We start from the raw sequence: 17092 nt of genomic DNA, 5'->3' as shown, positions 1-17092 counted from the left end.
ACGGGGGTGAGCACGGTTGCCGCTTGATCTGCCTTCCAAATCAAGCGGTTTTATCCGACGGGCAATCGTTCTGCCGACAACCCCGAGCTACTGTGCATGGGGTTGTTTTGCGGGTTTTGGGTGTGCCCTCACAGCCAGGGCGCAGGCCGATCCATTGCAATGAGCTGTTCCACCTCGATGCGCGGGCGCACCACGGCGTATTGATCGCCCTTCACCAGCACCTCGGGCACCAGCGGGCGCGTGTTGTAGGTGCCGGCCTGGACGGCGCCGTAGGCGCCGGCCGTCATGATGGCGAGCAGGTCGCCGGCCTTCGGCGCCGGCAGCGTGCGGTCGAGCGCGAGATAGTCGCCGGTCTCGCAGACCGGCCCGACAACGTCGGCCATGATCGTGGCGGCGCCCTTGGCCGGCTGCTTCACCGGCAGGATGTCGTGATAGGCCTCATACAGCGTCGGGCGGATCAGGTCGTTCATGGCGGCGTCAATGATGACGAAGTTCTTGCCGTCGCCATGCTTCACATAGATGACCTTGGCAACCAGGATGCCGGCATTGCCGACGATCATGCGGCCCGGCTCGAACATCAGCGTGCAGCCGAGATTGTGGCTGACGCGCTTGACCATGGCGGCATAGGCGTCGGGCGCCGGCGGCGCCTCGCGGTCCATGTAATAGGGGATGCCGAGGCCGCCGCCGAAATCGACATGCGAGATGTCGTGGCCGTCGGCGCGCAGCGTCTGCACGAATTCGGCGAGGATGCGGAACGCGGTCTCCATGTTGGAGAGGTCGGTGATCTGGCTGCCGATATGCACGTCGGTGCCGGTCACTTCGATGCCGGGGAGCCTGGCGGCGCGCGCATAGACCTCGCGGGCATGCGCGATCGGGATGCCGAACTTGTTCTCGGACTTGCCGGTCGAAATCTTGGCATGCGTGCCGGCATCGACGTCCGGATTGACGCGGAGCGAGATCCGCGCGGTCTTGCCCATCTCGGTCGCAAGGCGCGACAACGATTCGAGCTCGGGCTCGGATTCCACGTTGAGGCAGAGGATGTCGGCGGCAAGCGCGGCGCGCAGCTCCTCTTCCGTCTTGCCGACGCCGGAGAACACGATCTTGCTTGCCGGGAAACCGGCAGCCAGCGCGCGCTTCAATTCACCACCGGAGACGACATCGGCGCCGGCACCGAGCCTGGCCAGCGTGCGCAGCACCGACTGGTTGGAATTCGCCTTCATGGCGTAGCAGACCAGCGCCTTCTCGCCGGCGAAGGCATCGGCGAAGACGCGGTAGTGCCGCTCCAGCGTCGCGGTCGAATAGCAATAGAACGGCGTGCCGACGGTGGCGGCAAGCTCGGACAGGTTCACCGCCTCGGCGTGCAGCACGCCGTTGCGGTAGTCGAAATGGTTCATGGCACAGGCTCGGTTGTCCCGGCTTATTTCTTGCCGGGAGGTTCGTCCAGGAGCGGGTCGAGAATAAACGGCTTCTTCCTGCCCTTGGCCGCTGCGGGCGCGGCATCCGCACCGTAGGTGGGATTGAACACGCTCGGCGTCCTCTGAGCTTCGGTCTCGGTATCAAGAGGGGCGGCACCGCTGGCCGTGGACGCGTTGGAGGCGGTCGGCGGCAAGTCCAGAGGGCCCTTGCGGCCACAGCCGGCAAGCGCAAGCGCCGTCAGGCTCAAGACAATGATGGCCCACCCCGAGCCGGTCGGGCGAAACTTTGACGTCACGACGAAATCCCCACTACGCGGGGCGCACCATACAGAGATTGGCGCGCTCTGGCGAGAGCCGGATGACCATGAAACATAAGCGAATTTTGCCCTCAGCCCGATTTTCGCTCTTTTTCCAGCCGCTTCGCCCAGGCCTTGGCCTGGGACGCGACGTTCTTCGGCGCGGTGCCGCCAAAGCTGGTGCGGCTCTTCACCGACGATTCGACCGAGAGCACGCCGAACACGTCCTTGGTGATTTTGGGCTCGATCGCCTGCATCTCCTTGAGCGGCAGCTCGTGCAGCGCGACGCTCCCCTCGGCGGCCTTGGCGACGATGCGGCCGGTGACGTGATGGGCCTCGCGGAACGGCATCTTCAGCGTCCGCACCAGCCAGTCGGCGAGATCGGTCGCGGTGGCGTAGCCCTCGCCCGCGGCCGCTCTCATCTTGGCTTCATCCGGCACGAGGTCGCGGACCATGCCGGTCATCGCGCGGATCGCCAGCGACAGCGCGGCAAAGCCTTCCATGGCACCCTGCTTGTCCTCCTGCATGTCCTTTTGATAGGCGAGCGGCAGACCCTTCATCACGATCAGGAGGCCGTTGAGCGCGCCGATGACGCGACCGGTCTTGGCGCGCACGAGCTCGGCGGCATCAGGATTGCGCTTCTGCGGCATGATCGAGGAGCCCGTGGTGAACTTGTCGCTGAGCCTGACAAGGCCGACCAGCGGCGAGGTCCAGATCACGATCTCCTCGGCAAAGCGCGACATGTGCACGGCGCAGATCGAGGCCGCCGACAGCGTCTCCAGCACGAAGTCGCGATCGGAGACCGCGTCGAGCGAGTTCGCCATCGGGCGGTCGAAGCGGAGCGCCTTGGCGGTGGCGTGGCGGTCGATCGGGAACGAGGTCCCGGCGAGCGCGGCCGCGCCCAGCGGGGATTCGTTCAGCCGCTTGCGCGCATCCTGGAAACGGCCGCGATCACGCGCGGTCATCTCGACATAAGCGAGCAAATGGTGGCCGAAGGTGACGGGCTGCGCCGTCTGCAGATGCGTGAAGCCGGGCATCACGGTGCCGGCATGCTCCAGGGCACGCTCGACCAGCACCTGCTGGAACGCGGCGAGCGCGGCATCGGTCTCGTCGATGACGTCGCGGACGAACAGGCGGAAATCGGTCGCGACCTGATCGTTGCGCGAGCGCGCCGTATGCAGGCGGCCGGCGGCGGGGCCGATCAGCTCCGACAGGCGGCTCTCGACATTCATATGGATGTCCTCGAGCGCGCGTTTGAATTCGAAGCCACCCTTGCCGATCTCTGACAAAATCGTGTCTAGACCCTTGCCGATATTTTTCGCATCAGAGGCCGTGATGATGCCCTGCGTGGCCAGCATCGCAGCGTGGGCCTTGGACGCGGCAATGTCCTGGGCGAAGAGGTGACGATCGACGTCGATGGAGACGTTGATCTCTTCCATGATCTCATCGGGACGTTCCGAGAACCGGCCGCCCCACATCTTGTTGCTCATGATCCCCTGCTCACGCCTTGCCTGTCGCTAGCCACGTTTGCTGGCCTCGGCCACCCGTATTAAGAGGCCCCTGATAGCCATATCTGCGACCGGATGACAAACGATATGCTCGACAATAAGCCCGCCGCCACGCGCCGCATCCCCCTCGTCATCGCCACGGTGGCGATCGGAGGACTGGCCGGCTTCGCCGCGCTGTATGGGCTCGGCCTGGGCCGGTCGCCCAGCGGCGATCCCGCCTGCCGGTCGGCGGTCGCGACCGCGCAGAAGATCGCGCCACTCGCCCATGGCGAGGTGGCGGCACTGACCATGGCGAGCGCCCCGTTGAAACTGCCCGACCTCGCCTTCGAGGATTCAGACGGCAAGCCGAAGAAGCTGTCCGATTTCCGCGGCAAGACACTGCTGGTGAACCTCTGGGCGACCTGGTGCGTGCCCTGCCGCAAGGAGATGCCGGCGCTGGACGAGCTCCAGGGCAAGCTGTCGGGCCCGAATTTCGAAGTGGTGGCGATCAATATCGACACCCGCGACCCGGACAAGCCCAAGACCTTCCTGAAAGAGGCCAACCTGACCCGGCTCGGCTATTTCAGCGACCAGAAAGCCAAAGTTTTCCAGGATCTTAAGGCTATAGGCCGGGCGCTCGGCATGCCGACCTCAGTTCTGGTCGACCCGCAGGGCTGCGAGATCGCGACGATTGCGGGGCCGGCGGAATGGGCGAGCGAGGACGCGCTCAAGCTGATCCGGGCCGCGACGGGCAAGGCCGCAGCATCGCTTTAGGAATTCAGGCGGCGACGTTGAGATTGCCGCCGACGCCGGGGCCGACATTGGCCAGCGAGGGCTGGCCTGCGCCCATCAGCGTCAGGACAGTCGACTTTTCCATGTCCATGTTCTGCTTGGTCAGCGTCGCTGCGATATTCGATTGCAGCGCGCCTTGCTGAGCGGCCAGCATGGTGCTGACCATCGCCATCATGTCCATTACGCGAACCCTCTTACCGGCCGTAACCTAGGCGCGAGAGGTTAACGCGACATGAATTGGCACGAAGCGGATCAGCGCGTCGGAACCGGCTTGGCACCACGGTAGTCGTAGAAGCCGCGCTGGGTCTTGCGGCCGAGCCAACCGGCCTCGACATATTTCACCAGCAGCGGGCACGGGCGGTACTTGGAGTCCGCCAGCCCCTCGTGCAGCACCTGCATGATGGAGAGGCAGGTATCGAGGCCGATGAAATCGGCGAGCTCGAGCGGGCCCATGGGATGGTGGGCCCCGAGTTTCATCGCGGCGTCGATCGCCTCGACATTGCCGACGCCTTCATACAGCGTGTAGATCGCCTCGTTGATCATCGGCAGCAGGATGCGGTTGACGATGAAGGCCGGGAAATCCTCGGAGACCGCGACCTGCTTGCCGAGCTTGCCGACGAATTCCTTGGCGGTCTCGAAGGTGGAGTCGTCGGTGGCGATGCCGCGGATCAGCTCGACCAGCTCCATCAGCGGCACCGGGTTCATGAAGTGAATGCCGATGAAGCGCTCCGGGCGATCGGTGGCGGCGGCAAGCCGCGTGATCGAGATCGAGGACGTATCGGAAGCGACGATCGCCTCCGGCTTCAACACCGCACAGAGCTCGTGGAAGATCTTGCGCTTGACCTCTTCCTTCTCGACCGCGGTCTCGATCACGAGGTCGCAATCGGCGAGATCGTCGAGTTTTTCGGCGGGCGTGATGCGCGCCATCGCCTTGACCTTGTCGTCCTCGCTGACGGCCTTCTTCGAGACCTGGCGCGCCAGATTGCCGTTGATGGTGGCCATGCCCGACTTGAGGCGGTCGGGCGAGATGTCGTTGAGCACCACGTCGAAGCCGGCGAGCGCCGCGACATGCGCGATGCCATTGCCCATCTGACCCGCGCCGATCACGCCGACCTTCTTGATCACTGCCGCCATCATGTCATCCACCGGAACGGCGCGCGACGAGCGCACCCTGCCTATCCCCTTGAGCCGGGAGGTCCGATTTAATCAGAACCTTGGCTCGAAACCTAGATTGGATCGCTTCGAAGGCGTGTCCCACGCCAAAGAAAACGCCTCAGAAATGCAACACCGGCCGGAGTGTATACCTCCGGCCGGTGTTTTCGATGCTTTTTACTTGCCGAGCTTGCCGAGTTCAGCCGTCAGCTCCGGAACCGCCTGGTAGAGATCGGCGACCAAGCCGTAATCGGCAACCTGGAAGATCGGTGCGTCCTCGTCCTTGTTGATCGCAACGATCACCTTGGAGTCTTTCATGCCGGCCAGATGCTGGATGGCGCCGGAAATGCCGACGGCGACATAGAGCTCGGGCGCCACGACCTTGCCGGTCTGCCCGACCTGCCAGTCGTTCGGCGCATAGCCCGCATCGACAGCCGCGCGCGAGGCGCCGACGCCGGCGCCGAACTTGTCGGCGAGCGGCTCGATGTATTTGGCGAAGTTCTCGCGGCTCTGCATGGCCCGGCCACCGGAGACGATGATCTTGGCCGAGGTCAGCTCGGGACGATCGCTCTTGGCAACCTCCTCGCCGACGAACGACGACAAGCCTGGATCGGCAGCCGCCGCCACGTTCTCGACCGCGGCGCTGCCACCCTCGCCCGCTGCGGCGAAGGTCGAGGTCCGCACCGTGATGACCTTCTTGGCGTCCTTCGACTTCACCGTCTGGATGGCGTTGCCGGCATAGATCGGGCGCTCGAAGGTATCGGGCGCGACCACCTTGATGATCTCCGAGACCTGCATGACGTCGAGCAGAGCGGCGACGCGGGGCATCACGTTCTTGAAGCGCGAGGTCGCCGGCGCGACGATCGCGTCGTAGCCGGAAGCCAGCGAGACGACCAGCGCAGCGAGCGGCTCGGCGAGATCGTGCGCGTAGAGGTCGCCATCGGCGAGCAGCACCTTCTTGACGCCGGCGAGCTTGGCAGCGGCATCCGCCGCTGCCTTGGCATTCTGGCCGGCGACCAGCACCTCGACGTCCGCGCCGAGCGCGGCAGCCGCGGTCAGGGCCTTGTTGGTCGCATCCTTGAGCGACGCATTGTCGTGTTCGGCAATCAGAAGCGTCGTCATCAGAGCACCCCGGCTTCGTTCTTGAGTTTCGACACCAGCTCGGCGACGTCCTTGACCTTGACGCCCGCCTTGCGGCCCGCCGGTTCGGTCGTCTTGAGAACCTCAAGACGCGCGGTAACGTCGACGCCGTAATCGGCGACGGTCTTCTCCGCGATCGGCTTCTTCTTCGCCTTCATGATGTTGGGCAGCGAGGCGTAGCGCGGCTCGTTGAGACGGAGATCGGTGGTGACGATCGCCGGTCCCTTCAGCTTGACGGTCTGGAGGCCGCCATCGACTTCGCGCGTGACCTTGAAGTCGGACCCTTCGACCTCGAGCTTCGAAGCGAAGGTCGCCTGCGACCAGCCGAGCAGCGCGGCCAGCATCTGGCCGGTCTGGTTCGAGTCGTCGTCGATCGCCTGCTTGCCGAGAATGATAAGGCCCGGCTGCTCGTCTTCCGCAACCTTCTTCAGGATCTTGGCGACGGCGAGAGGCTCGACGGCGCCTTCGGCCTTCACCAGGATGCCGCGGTCGGCGCCCATGGCGAGGCCAGTGCGGATCGTCTCCGATGCCTGCGCAGGTCCGATGGAGACCACCACGACCTCGGTGGCCTTGCCGCCTTCCTTCAGGCGCAGCGCTTCCTCGACTGCGATTTCGTCGAACGGGTTCATGGACATCTTGACGTTGGCGAGTTCAACGCCCGATCCATCGCCCTTGACGCGGACCTTGACGTTGTAATCGACCACCCGCTTTACCGGCACTAAGACCTTCATCGATCCTCTTTCACTCAATTTGGAAGGGGGGTTATCAACTGGCGCGGAACCTAAAGGCCTGATCTGCCCCGGTCAACGCGCGAACGGGTCTAATTTTGGCCTTCTGAAATGCAGGCGCTCGATGGGTCAGCGGTTCTGGCCGGGAACCCAGAGCACGTCGCCAGCGCCATTGCCGTTAGCGGCCCTGCTGGCCACGAACAGGAAGTCGGACAGGCGATTCATATATTGGATGCCAGCCGCACTGACCGGCTCGCCGGGCCGGGCCGCCAGTTCCACGATGACGCGTTCCGCCCTACGGCATATGGTGCGTGCCACATGCAAATGGGCGGCGGCCGGCGTGCCGCCGGGAAGCACGAAGGAGGTCAGCGGCGCGAGCTTCTCGTTGAGCGTGTCGATGTCGCGCTCGAGCCGCTCGACCTGGCTCGTCACCACCCGCAGCCGCTCGGCTTTCCCCTCCCGTTCGGGCACGGCGAGATCGGCGCCGAGATCGAACAGATCATTCTGGATGCGGCCGAGCATCGCATCGAGTTCGGGCATGCCGGAGGTGTGGAGCCTGACCATGCCGATCGCGGCATTGGTCTCGTCGACGGTGCCATAGGCCTCGATGCGCAGATCGTGTTTCGGACGCCGCTCGCCGGTTCCGAGCGCCGTCGTGCCGTCGTCACCGGTCTTCGTGTAGATGCGGTTCAGCACCACCATGCTGGTTTCCTTGATTTTTGGGCATGACCTTGTCGGAAAACCACGGCGCACTTTTCGCTAAAGGCGGCCCTTCGGGTCCGGATCATGACCTACCTCCCCATCGCCCACACCGCGAGCATCGCGATGATGATCGCCACGAACTGAAGCAGCACGCGCCAGCGCATCAGCTTCTGCGAGGTATTGGGCGAGCCGCCGCGCATCATGTTGATGAGCCCGAGCAGCAGCACCAACGCCACGGCGCCGGCTGCCGCCGGCAAAATGAAAGTACTTAGGAGAGATGCCATTGGCCGTAGATAACACCGTGTGCGGCGGTCCGCCATGGTGCCGCGACAGGCTCCGGCGTCATTCCGGGGCGATGGCAGCATCGAACCCGGAATCCATCGGGCCACATAGGCTGCGGCGGAATGGATTTCGGGCCCGCGCTGCGCGCGCCCCGGAATGACAGCGCGGCGCTTCGCGAACTGGCTTTTGGGGCAATAATATCAGATGGTAGCGCGATGATTTCCGATTTGCGCCAATTGCCTGTTCTCTCGATCTCTCCCTGCGCGCAGGGGGAGAGAGCAGCGGTGTAGGTGCCCAGTGAAAGCGATCCGCTACATCTACGTCGTCGCGGTGGATGCGTTCTACACCTTCCTCGCCGATGACGGCTGGGCGATCGCGAGCCACATCGCGCTATCGACGCTGATGGCGTTGTTCCCGTTCCTGATCGTGCTGACCGCGCTCGCCGGCTTCTTCGGCTCCAAGGAACTCGCCGACCAGGCCGCCAGCCTGATGCTCCAGGTCTGGCCCAAGCAAGTCGCCGATTCGATCTCGGGCGAGGTGCATGACGTGCTGACCACCACCCGGACCGGCCTTTTGACCATCGGCGCGGCGCTGTCGGTCTATTTCGCCTCGAACGGCGTCGAGGCGCTGCGGGTCGCGCTCAACCGCGCCTATGCGGTGGTGGAGATGCGAAGCTGGTACTGGCTCCGGCTGGAATCGATTGCCTATACGATCATAGCGGCGTTCACGGCGCTCGCCATGGCGTTCCTGATCGTGCTCGGTCCGCTCATTATCGAGGCGGCGCGGCGCCACATTCCGCTGTTCGTCGAATCCAACGAGAGCATCCTCACCTGGGTGCGCTACGGCATCTCCATCGGCGCGCTGGTGATCGCACTGCTCATCCTGCACGCCTGGCTGCCGGCGGGACGGCGCAGCTTCCTGCAGATATTGCCCGGCATCGTCTTCACCATCGTGGCGTCATTGATCTCGAGCATCGTGTTCGGCCAATACCTGGCGCGCTTCGCCAACAACTACGTGACCATGTATGCGGGCCTCGCCTCGGTGATCATCGCGCTGGTGTTCCTGTATTTCATCGCCGCGATCTTCGTTTACGGCGGTGAGCTCAACGCCGCGATCATCAAATCGCGGCTACCTCACGGCGTGTCGCTTCAAGCAGCGCAGTCGCTAAGGCCCGCGGAGACACAGGCTTGACCAGGAAGGCGTCGGCGCCGGCCGCACGCGAAGCTGCCTCGTCCTCGCCGCGGCCGGACACGCCGATGATCGGGATCCGAGCCAGCGGCGTCGGCAGCGCGCGGATCCGCCTGATGGCCTCGATACCGTCGATACCCGGCAGTACCATGTCCATCAGCACCGCGTCGAACGCGCTCTGCTCCAGCCGGCCGACCGCGTCCTCGCCGCGTCCGATGAACTCGGCATGATGGCCGAGCTCGGTCAGGATCGTGTTGAGCACGACGCGGCCGAACGGATTGTCCTCGACGCTGAGCACGCGAAGGCCCGCGATCGCCGCGGGCTCGCTGCCGCCCTTCGCCTTGCGGCTTTTGCCCGATCCCGTGGCATCCAGCGCCACCGTCAGCGTGAAGGTGGCGCCGCCGCCTCGGCGCGGGGCGACGGCGATATCGCCGCCCATCGCACGCGCCAATTGCTTGACCGAGGAGAGCCCCAAGCCGGCGCCGCCGAAGCGTGAGGCGATGGTGACATTGGCCTGGGTGAACGGGCGGAACAGCCGCTTGATCTCGGCCATGGTGAGGCCGATGCCGCTATCGGACACCGCAAAGGAGACGCCGACCCTGCCCTTGCCTGTTGCTTTGGCCTTGGCGGGACGCCACGGCTCGACTGCGAGCGCCACGCCGCCCTGATCGGTGAATTTCACGGCATTGTCGATCAGGTTCTCGAGCGCGGCGCGCAAGCGGACGGGATCACCGACCACGAGTCCAGGGAGCTTTTCGGAGATCCCGACCTCGGCCTGGAGACCTTTGGCCGCGGCGCGGCCGGCCAGCGAATCGCCGGCGTTGCGGGCGAGCGTCCGCAGGTCGAACAGGTCCTGCCGCAGCGTGCTGCCGCCCTTCGCCGCTCCCTTGCCGGTTCTGGCGGCATCCACGAACAGCGTGGCGAGACTCGCAAGATGCTCGGCGCCGGCCTTGATGGTATCGGCCCACCGGCGCTCCCGTTCGCCGAGATCGGAAGTCGCGAGCAAATCGCTGATCGCAAGAATGCCGGTCAGGGGGGTGCGGACCTCATGGGCAAAGGCGGCCAGCGCCGCCTGGACCACGTCCGGCGCGACCGCCTTGGTGCTGCGCTTGCGCACCTTTCCGGCCGCCTTGGAGCGCTTCCGAGGCAGCTGCCTGGACGTCCGTGTGGTGCGCACTGGACGCGTTTTCGCCGCCATGAATCCCCTTCGAAGTACTCTCTTCGAACCCGCGCGGGCCGAGCATGGCACGGAGGAACCCCCGGAGTCACGGCGACGTTTTGCTAACCCCCAGAGAAACTTAACCTAATCCCAACAGCTGGCGGATGCGGGCGGGCATGATGCCGGCCGCGCGCAATTCGCGCAAACCGGTCGACCGGCTCGATTTCGACAGCTTCCGGCCTGCCTCATCGCGAATCAGCCGGTGATGGCGGTAGGCGGGCTCGGGCAGGCCGAGCAGGACCTGGAGCAAGCGGTGCACCGAGGTAGCGTAAAACAGGTCCTGGCCCCGCACGATCTCGCTGACGCCCTGGAGCGCGTCGTCGACCACAACCGACAGATGGTAGCTGGTCGGCGTCTCCTTGCGGGCCAGGATCACGTCGCCCCACGCCTCCGGCCGCGCCGGGACGATGCCGCGCTCGCCGTCCGGCCCCTCGCCGAGTTCATTCCAGCTCAGACGGGCGGCACGGCGGCAGGCGGCCTGCATGTCGAGCCGCAGCGCATAGGGCGCGCCCGAGGCGACCAACCGCGCGCGCTCGTCAGCCGAGAGTGATTTGGCGTCGCCGGGATAAAGCGGCGCACCGTCGGGATCGCGCGGCCACGGCCCATGCACCTCGCGCGCGGCGATGAGCCTTGCGATCTCGGCGCGGCTTTCGAAGGCGGGATAGACGAGACCGAGGGCGGAGAGCTTTTCCAGCGCGGCGCGATAATCGGCGAGATGTTCGGACTGCCGCCGCACCGGTGCCTCCCAGATAATGCCGAGCCAGGCGAGGTCCTCGTAGATCGCCGTCTCATAGTCCGGCCGGCAGCGCGCCCCGTCGATGTCCTCGATCCGTAACAGCAACCGGCCGCCGGTCTCTCGCGCGCGCTTGAGGTTGAGCAGCGCGGAATAGGCGTGGCCGAGATGCAGGAAGCCGTTGGGGCTGGGGGCAAATCGGAAAACGGGTGGTGCCATCACATGAATCTCGTCATGGCCGGGCTTGACCCGGCCATCGATCCTCCAAGACTCTGTTACGATAGGAGATGGATGCGCGGGTCAAGCCCGCGCATGACGAGCAGGGCCGCAATGACCATCCACCTCGAAACCCAGTCCGATCTCGAAGAGGCCGTCCACGCGCTGATCAAGCGCGATCCGCGCCTCAAGCCGGTGCTCGAGATCGCGGGCATGCCGGCGCTGCGGCGGCGCGAGCCGGGCTTTACGGGCCTTGCGCACATCGTCTGCGGGCAGCAGCTCTCGACCGCGAGTGCCGCCGCGATCTGGGGTCGGCTGTCGGCCGCGTTCGATCCGTTCGACCATGACACTGTGCGCCGCGCCCGCACCGACCGGCTGGGGCGGCTCGGCCTCTCCGCCGCGAAGATCAAGACGCTGAAGCATCTGGCACGCGAAATCGCCGCCGAGCGGCTGAACCTCGACGTGCTCGCGGAGGAAGATGCCGATGCCGCCCATCACACGCTGATCGCGCTGCCCGGCATCGGCCCCTGGACCGCCGACGTCTACCTGCTGTTCTGCCTCGGCCACGGCGACGCTTGGCCGGCCGGCGACCTCGCCGTGCAGGAGGGCATCCGCATCGGACTCGGTCTGAAGGCGCGGCCGACGGAGAAGCAGATGGCGCCGCTCGCCGAACCCTGGCGTCCGCTGCGCGGCGCGGCCGCGCATCTATGGTGGAGCTATTATCGCGCGGTGAAGAAGCGCGGGGGCGTGCTCGCGGGCCAAGCCTGATCATGACAGATGCGGTGTCCCGGACGCGGTGCGGCACGAAGTGACGCGCCGCAGAGCCGGGACCCATGAGCGTCGCGAGATGGATGCACGGGCCCCGGATCAGCAGCGCAACACTGCGTGTTGCGCTGCGTCCGGGGCACGAGACCCTAACCGCGCAGCCTCGCGCGGTCTGCCCGGGCGCATTCGGCGACGAAGTCTACCACGGCGCGCACCGCCGGAAGCTCGACGAGGTCGGGATGGGCCAGCAGCCATAGATCCGCGACGCTGGCGAGCTTCTGGGGGGCGACGCGCATGAGATCGGAATAGGCTTCGGCGACGAAGCACGAGAGCGCGGAGATTCCGATTCCGGCGCGGACCGCCGCCAGCATGTCTCCCTGGGACGAGCAGCGCATCACCACCCTCGCCTGCCGCGTGATGACGTCGCTCCAGCGCGCGAGCTGCGCATTGGACGTCTGGTCGGCGAAGCCGATGACGCTGTGCTCCTTCCACTCGCCGCGCCGTTCGGGCAAGGACCGCCCGGCGGCATAATCGCGCGAGGCATAAAATCCCGTGCCGAGACGGCCGATCTTGCGGCCGACCAGGTTCTCCTCGCCGCTGTCGAAGGGCCGCAGCACCACGTCTGCCTCGCGACGGCGCACGCTCGCCGGAAACGGATGCGTGATGATCTCGAGCTGAATATGATCGTGTGCACGCAGGAAGGCGGGCAGGCGCGGCATCAGCCAATGCGAGGCCAACGTCGCGCCGATCGACAGCTTGACGATGCCGCGCGCCTTCTGTCCCTTCGCCGCCACCGCGGTCTCGGCCCGTAGCGCCGCCGCCGCCATGGCCTCGGCGTGCTCGCGCAAGGTCCGTCCATCCGCGGTCAGCGCCAGGCCGTCGGCGGCGCGCGCCACCAATCTTGTGCCGAGCTGGGCTTCCAGCGCCGCGGTCTTGCGGCTGACGGTGGGATGGCTGGTGTGCAGGCGGCGGGCGGCGGCGGTGAAGCTGCCGGTATCGGCGACCGCGACGAAGGTCTTGCAAAGGTCCCAATCCATCGGCAGCCCTGTTCATACCTGAATGATCGTCCGTTCATTATTGAACGGCCGGACCGCGCCGTCCAACCTTATAATGGGGATCAAATCCGCGGCCCGGGCGGCCCAATACGCCCGCGCGACAATCAATACGGAAACGCCTCGTCATCCGCCCGCCGGCGGGGCTGCGTTTCGGGAGGACATGATGGCACTGCCCACTCTCTTGAAGGATTCGCTCGAGCTGCCCGTGGTCGGCTCGCCGCTGTTCATCGTCTCCGGCCCGGAACTGGTGATCGCTCAGTGCAAGGCGGGCGTCGTCGGCTCCTTTCCCGCGCTCAATGCCCGCCCGGTCGAGAAGCTCGGCGAATGGCTGAGCCGGATCGAAGACGAGCTCGGCGAGTACAAATCGCGCAATCCCGGCAAGAAGGTCGCGCCCTACGCCGTCAACCAGATCTGCCATGCCTCCAACGACCGGCTGATGAAGGACATGGAGACCTGCGTCAAGCACAAGGCGCCGATCATCATCACCTCGCTGCGGCCGCCGGCGGAGATCGTCGAGGCCGCGCATTCCTATGGCGGGCTGGTGTTCCACGACGTCATCAACGTCAAGCACGCGCGCAAAGCGGCCGAGCAGGGTGTCGACGGCCTGATCCTGGTCTGCGCCGGTGCAGGCGGACACGCCGGCACGCTGTCGCCCTTTGCGCTGGTGCGCGAGGTCAAGCAATGGTTTGACGGCGCCGTCCTGCTGTCGGGCGCGATCAGCGACGGCTATGGCATCGCCTCGGCGCTGACGCTGGGCGCCGACCTCGCCTATATGGGCACGCGCTTCATCGCGACGCAGGAGGCCAACGCCGACGAGGCCTACAAGTCGGCGCTGACGCAGCACTCCGCGCACGACATCGTCTACACCAACCTGTTCACCGGCGTGCACGGCAATTATCTCGGCCCGTCGATCGCTGCCGCCGGCCTCGATCCGGACAACCTCCCCGCCGCCGACAAATCGAAGATGAATTTCGGCTCCGGCGGCAACATGAAATCCAAGGCGTGGCGCGACATCTGGGGATCGGGCCAGGGCATCGGCCAGATCACCGACGTCCCTCCGGTCGCCGAGCTCGTCGACCGCATGAAGGGTGAATTCGATCAGGCGAGGCAGGATTTCCTGATGCGCGCCAGTGCCTAACGACTCGGACCGAAAACAACAACGGGAGGACACCATGAAGCTGGCAGCCGCACTGATCAGCCTGTCGTTGCTGACGCTCGCAACCGGCAGCGCCCATGCCGAAGGCTCCGACGAGATCCGGATCGGGCAGACCCTGCCCTATAGCGGCCCGGCCTCCGGCTTCGGCGCGATCGGCCGGACGCAGGAGGCGTTCTTCGAGAAGGTCAACGCCGAGGGCGGCATCAACGGCCGCAAGGTCAAGTTCATCACGCTGGACGATGCCTACTCGCCGCCGAAGACGGTCGAGCAGACCCGCAAGCTGGTGGAGCAGGACGAGGTGCTGATGCTGTTCGGCTCGCTCGGCACCGCCACCAACAGCGCCGTGCATCGCTACCTCAACGGCAAGAAGGTGCCGCAGCTGTTTGTGCTTTCCGGCGCGACCAAATGGGCCGATCCGCAGAAATATCCATGGACCATGCCCGGCATGGCCGCCTATGAATCCGAAGGCGTCGTCTATGCCAAGCATGTGCTGCGCACCAAGCCGGGCGCCAAGATCGCCATCCTCTCCCAGAACGACGATTTCGGTCGCGACTACGTCGCCGGCTTCAAGCGCGCGCTCGGCAACAAGGCTGCCGGCATGATCGTTGCGGAAGCGACCTACGAGACCAGCGCACCGACGATCAGCTCGCAGCTCTCCACCCTGAAGGCGTCAGGGGCCAACGTGCTGTTCGGCGTCGTGCTCGGCAAGTTCACCTCGCAGATGATCAAGGGCGTCGCCGAGATCGGCTGGAAGCCCGAGCTGTTCTTCGTGCCGACCTCAGCCTCGTCGATCTCGTTCCTGGAGCCGGCGGGGCTCGACAATGCCATCGGCCTGATCTCGTCGAGCAACCAGAAGGACACGATGGACCCGCAATGGGCCAGCGATCCCGGCGTGAGGGAGTACTTCGCCTTCATGAAGCAATACATGCCGAATGCGGACCTCTCCAACTCCAACTACGCGGCCGGCTACCACTACGCGACGCTGCTCATGACCGTGCTGAAGGCGTGCAAGGATGATTTCAGCCGCGAGAACATCATGCACCAGGCCGCCTCGCTGAAGGAGGTGAAGCTCCCGCTGCTGTTGCCCGGCATCAGTGTGAGCACCGGCCCCGACGACTATCTGCCGTTCCAGCAGCTTCAGCTACGGCGGTTCAACGGCAAGAGCTGGGTCGGCTTCGGCGACGTGCTGGACGATCGCTGACTCGAGCGGAACAGGACAGACCATGATCATCAGCGGCGAACGCCGGATCGGCTATGACGAGATCCAGGCGCGCATCAGACGCGCGGCGAGTGGCCTTCGTACCCTCGGCCTTGCCGAAGGCGCCCCGGTCGCCATGATGCTGCGCAATGATTTCGCCCTGTTCGAGGTGGTTGCCGCCTCCGCAGCGCTGGGCAGCCCGGTGGTGCCGATCAACTGGCACCTCAAGGCCGAGGAGGTCCGCTACATCCTGTCCGACAGCGGCGCCAAAATCCTGATCTGCCACACCGACCTGCTGCCGCAAATTCGCGGCGGCATTCCGGAGGATGTCCGCCTGCTCGTGGTCGCGACACCGCCCGAGCTGGCGATCACCTTCGCCATTCCCCATGAGCTGACCGAGATCCCGGCGGAGCTCACCGATTGGGACCGCTGGCGCGACGGCTATCCGGAAATGCAGGAGCCGCCGCGCCGGGCCGCAGCGATGATCTACACCTCGGGGACGACGGGCATGCCGAAAGGCGTGCGGCGCATGCCGATGCAGCCCGAACAGGCGGCGGCCTCCGAACGCGTCGGCGCGATCGCCTACGGCATCAAGCCGCGCGAGGACCAGGTCGTGCTGATCAACGGGCCGATGTATCATTCGGCGCCGCATTCCTACGGCATGATGGCTTTCCGCAACGGCTGCACCATCGTCCTTCAGGCGCGGTTCGACGCCGAGGAGCTGCTGGCGCTGATCGAACGCCACCGTGTGACGCACATCCACATGGTGCCGACCATGTTCGTGCGCTTGCTCCGCCTGCCCGAGGCCGTCAGGCAGCGTTACGACCTGTCGTCCCTGCGCTTCGTCGTGCACGGCGCGGCGCCCTGCTCGCCCGAGGTGAAGCGGGCGATGATCGATTGGTGGGGACCGGTCATCAACGAATATTTCGGCTCGACCGAGACCGGCATCCCGGTGTGGCACTCGGCCGAGGAGGCCCTGAAGAAGCCCGGCACGGTCGGCCGCGCCATCGAAGGCGGCATCGTCAGGATCTTCCGCGAGGACGGCAGCCTCTGCGGCGCCAATGAGATCGGCGAGATCTACATGCGCCAGAGCGCGGTGCCCGATTTCGACTATCACGGCAAGGCGCAGGCGCGCGCCGAGGCCGGGCGCGACGGTCTCGTCAGCGTCGGCGACGTCGGCTATCTCGACGAGGAAGGCTATCTGTTCCTGTGCGACCGCAAGCGCGACATGGTGATCTCGGGTGGCGTCAACATCTATCCTGCCGAGATCGAGAACGTGCTGATCACCATGCGAGGGGTGCGCGATTGCGCCGTGTTCGGCATCCCGGACGCGGAATATGGCGAGCGCTTGTGCGCCTGCGTCGAGCCGGAGCCGGGTGCGCAGCTCTCCGTCACCGCCGTGCAGGCTTTCCTGCGCGAGCGGCTGGCCAACTTCAAGGTGCCGAAGGAAGTCCAGTTCCTGGCTGCGCTGCCCCGCGAGGCGACCGGGAAGATCTTCAAGCGCAAGCTGCGCGATCCCTACTGGGCTAACCACAGGCCGGCCGGCGCTTAAATCGTTCCCGGCCGCG

At 65.7% G+C, this 17092-nt stretch carries 18 protein-coding genes; 6 read left to right on the top strand and 12 right to left on the bottom strand.

Features of this window, described 5'->3' with window-relative positions; all coding sequences use genetic code 11:
• Positions 1–128: 128 nt before the first annotated feature.
• The 3 genes from lysA to argH all read right to left on the bottom strand — a co-directional run bounded on the left by lysA (position 129) and on the right by argH (position 3201).
• Positions 129–1394 carry a diaminopimelate decarboxylase gene (gene lysA / locus EHH60_RS21130; RefSeq protein WP_124161365.1) on the bottom strand — a complete coding sequence of 422 codons (1266 nt, stop codon included), beginning with the start codon at positions 1392–1394 and terminating at the stop codon, positions 129–131.
• Positions 1395–1417: 23 nt separating this feature from the next.
• Positions 1418–1711: an LPS translocon maturation chaperone LptM gene (gene lptM, locus EHH60_RS21125; RefSeq protein WP_124161364.1), complete on the bottom strand. Its 294-nt coding sequence runs from the start codon at positions 1709–1711 to the stop codon at positions 1418–1420.
• A 92-nt stretch (positions 1712–1803) separates the two neighbouring features.
• Positions 1804–3201, bottom strand: coding sequence for an argininosuccinate lyase (gene argH, locus EHH60_RS21120; protein WP_124161363.1), 1398 nt, complete (start codon positions 3199–3201; stop codon positions 1804–1806).
• 105 nt (positions 3202–3306) lie between these two features.
• On the opposite strand from argH, the gene tlpA reads away from it, so the two are divergent.
• Complete coding sequence (tlpA, locus tag EHH60_RS21115; RefSeq protein ID WP_124161362.1) at positions 3307–3972, top strand: thiol:disulfide interchange protein TlpA; 666 nt, start codon at positions 3307–3309, stop codon at positions 3970–3972.
• 4 nt (positions 3973–3976) lie between these two features.
• Here tlpA and EHH60_RS21110 read toward each other — a convergent pair whose 3' ends face one another.
• The 6 genes from EHH60_RS21110 to EHH60_RS21085 all read right to left on the bottom strand — a co-directional run bounded on the left by EHH60_RS21110 (position 3977) and on the right by EHH60_RS21085 (position 7996).
• The gene (locus tag EHH60_RS21110; RefSeq protein WP_124161361.1) at positions 3977–4171 is read right to left on the bottom strand and encodes a putative motility protein; all 195 of its coding nucleotides are present in this window, start codon (positions 4169–4171) and stop codon (positions 3977–3979) included.
• A 71-nt stretch (positions 4172–4242) separates the two neighbouring features.
• A complete protein-coding gene (locus EHH60_RS21105) occupies positions 4243–5124 on the bottom strand; it encodes a 3-hydroxybutyryl-CoA dehydrogenase (RefSeq protein ID WP_124161395.1) in 882 nt (293 codons plus the stop codon).
• 195 nt (positions 5125–5319) lie between these two features.
• Positions 5320–6264, bottom strand: coding sequence for an electron transfer flavoprotein subunit alpha/FixB family protein (locus EHH60_RS21100; RefSeq protein ID WP_124161360.1), 945 nt, complete (start codon positions 6262–6264; stop codon positions 5320–5322).
• A complete protein-coding gene (locus EHH60_RS21095) occupies positions 6264–7013 on the bottom strand; it encodes an electron transfer flavoprotein subunit beta/FixA family protein (protein WP_124161359.1) in 750 nt (249 codons plus the stop codon). The genes EHH60_RS21100 and EHH60_RS21095 overlap by 1 nt, the downstream gene beginning before the upstream one ends.
• A gap of 126 nt (positions 7014–7139) precedes the next feature.
• A complete protein-coding gene (locus EHH60_RS21090) occupies positions 7140–7712 on the bottom strand; it encodes a cob(I)yrinic acid a,c-diamide adenosyltransferase (RefSeq protein ID WP_124161358.1) in 573 nt (190 codons plus the stop codon).
• 89 nt (positions 7713–7801) lie between these two features.
• Positions 7802–7996: a twin transmembrane helix small protein gene (locus EHH60_RS21085; protein ID WP_028178512.1), complete on the bottom strand. Its 195-nt coding sequence runs from the start codon at positions 7994–7996 to the stop codon at positions 7802–7804.
• Between the two features lie 295 nt (positions 7997–8291).
• Between EHH60_RS21085 and EHH60_RS21080 the strand changes: the two genes are divergently transcribed.
• Positions 8292–9185: a YihY/virulence factor BrkB family protein gene (locus EHH60_RS21080; RefSeq protein ID WP_124161357.1), complete on the top strand. Its 894-nt coding sequence runs from the start codon at positions 8292–8294 to the stop codon at positions 9183–9185.
• On the opposite strand, the gene EHH60_RS21075 is transcribed toward EHH60_RS21080, so the two are convergent.
• Positions 9112–10380 (bottom strand): ATP-binding protein, encoded by a 1269-nt coding sequence (locus EHH60_RS21075; protein WP_124161356.1) that lies wholly within the window; start codon positions 10378–10380, stop codon positions 9112–9114. The genes EHH60_RS21080 and EHH60_RS21075 overlap by 74 nt on opposite strands.
• Positions 10381–10480: 100 nt before the next feature.
• Positions 10481–11353 (bottom strand): tRNA glutamyl-Q(34) synthetase GluQRS, encoded by an 873-nt coding sequence (gene gluQRS, locus EHH60_RS21070; RefSeq protein ID WP_124161355.1) that lies wholly within the window; start codon positions 11351–11353, stop codon positions 10481–10483.
• A gap of 111 nt (positions 11354–11464) precedes the next feature.
• Here gluQRS and EHH60_RS21065 point away from each other — a divergent pair, with 111 nt between their 5' ends.
• Positions 11465–12118 (top strand): DNA-3-methyladenine glycosylase family protein, encoded by a 654-nt coding sequence (locus tag EHH60_RS21065; RefSeq protein ID WP_124161354.1) that lies wholly within the window; start codon positions 11465–11467, stop codon positions 12116–12118.
• Positions 12119–12264: 146 nt separating this feature from the next.
• Here EHH60_RS21065 and EHH60_RS21060 read toward each other — a convergent pair whose 3' ends face one another.
• Positions 12265–13152, bottom strand: coding sequence for a LysR family transcriptional regulator (locus tag EHH60_RS21060; RefSeq protein ID WP_124161353.1), 888 nt, complete (start codon positions 13150–13152; stop codon positions 12265–12267).
• A gap of 181 nt (positions 13153–13333) precedes the next feature.
• On the opposite strand from EHH60_RS21060, the gene EHH60_RS21055 reads away from it, so the two are divergent.
• Genes EHH60_RS21055 through EHH60_RS21045 form a run of 3 tightly spaced genes read left to right on the top strand, consistent with a single transcriptional unit; the run spans position 13334 to position 17076 of the window.
• A complete protein-coding gene (locus tag EHH60_RS21055) occupies positions 13334–14308 on the top strand; it encodes an NAD(P)H-dependent flavin oxidoreductase (RefSeq protein ID WP_124161352.1) in 975 nt (324 codons plus the stop codon).
• Positions 14309–14342: 34 nt separating this feature from the next.
• On the top strand, positions 14343–15527 hold the full coding sequence (locus EHH60_RS21050) for an ABC transporter substrate-binding protein (protein WP_124161351.1): 1185 nt from the start codon (positions 14343–14345) through the stop codon (positions 15525–15527).
• Positions 15528–15549: 22 nt separating this feature from the next.
• The gene (locus EHH60_RS21045; protein ID WP_124161350.1) at positions 15550–17076 is read left to right on the top strand and encodes an acyl-CoA synthetase; all 1527 of its coding nucleotides are present in this window, start codon (positions 15550–15552) and stop codon (positions 17074–17076) included.
• Positions 17077–17092 lie beyond the last annotated feature (16 nt).

The organism is Bradyrhizobium sp. RP6, assembly GCF_003837805.1.
Classification (GTDB): Bacteria; Pseudomonadota; Alphaproteobacteria; order Rhizobiales; family Xanthobacteraceae; genus Bradyrhizobium.
Note: the sequence above shows the minus strand (reverse complement) of the source record. Positions and strands in the feature narration are given on the sequence as shown.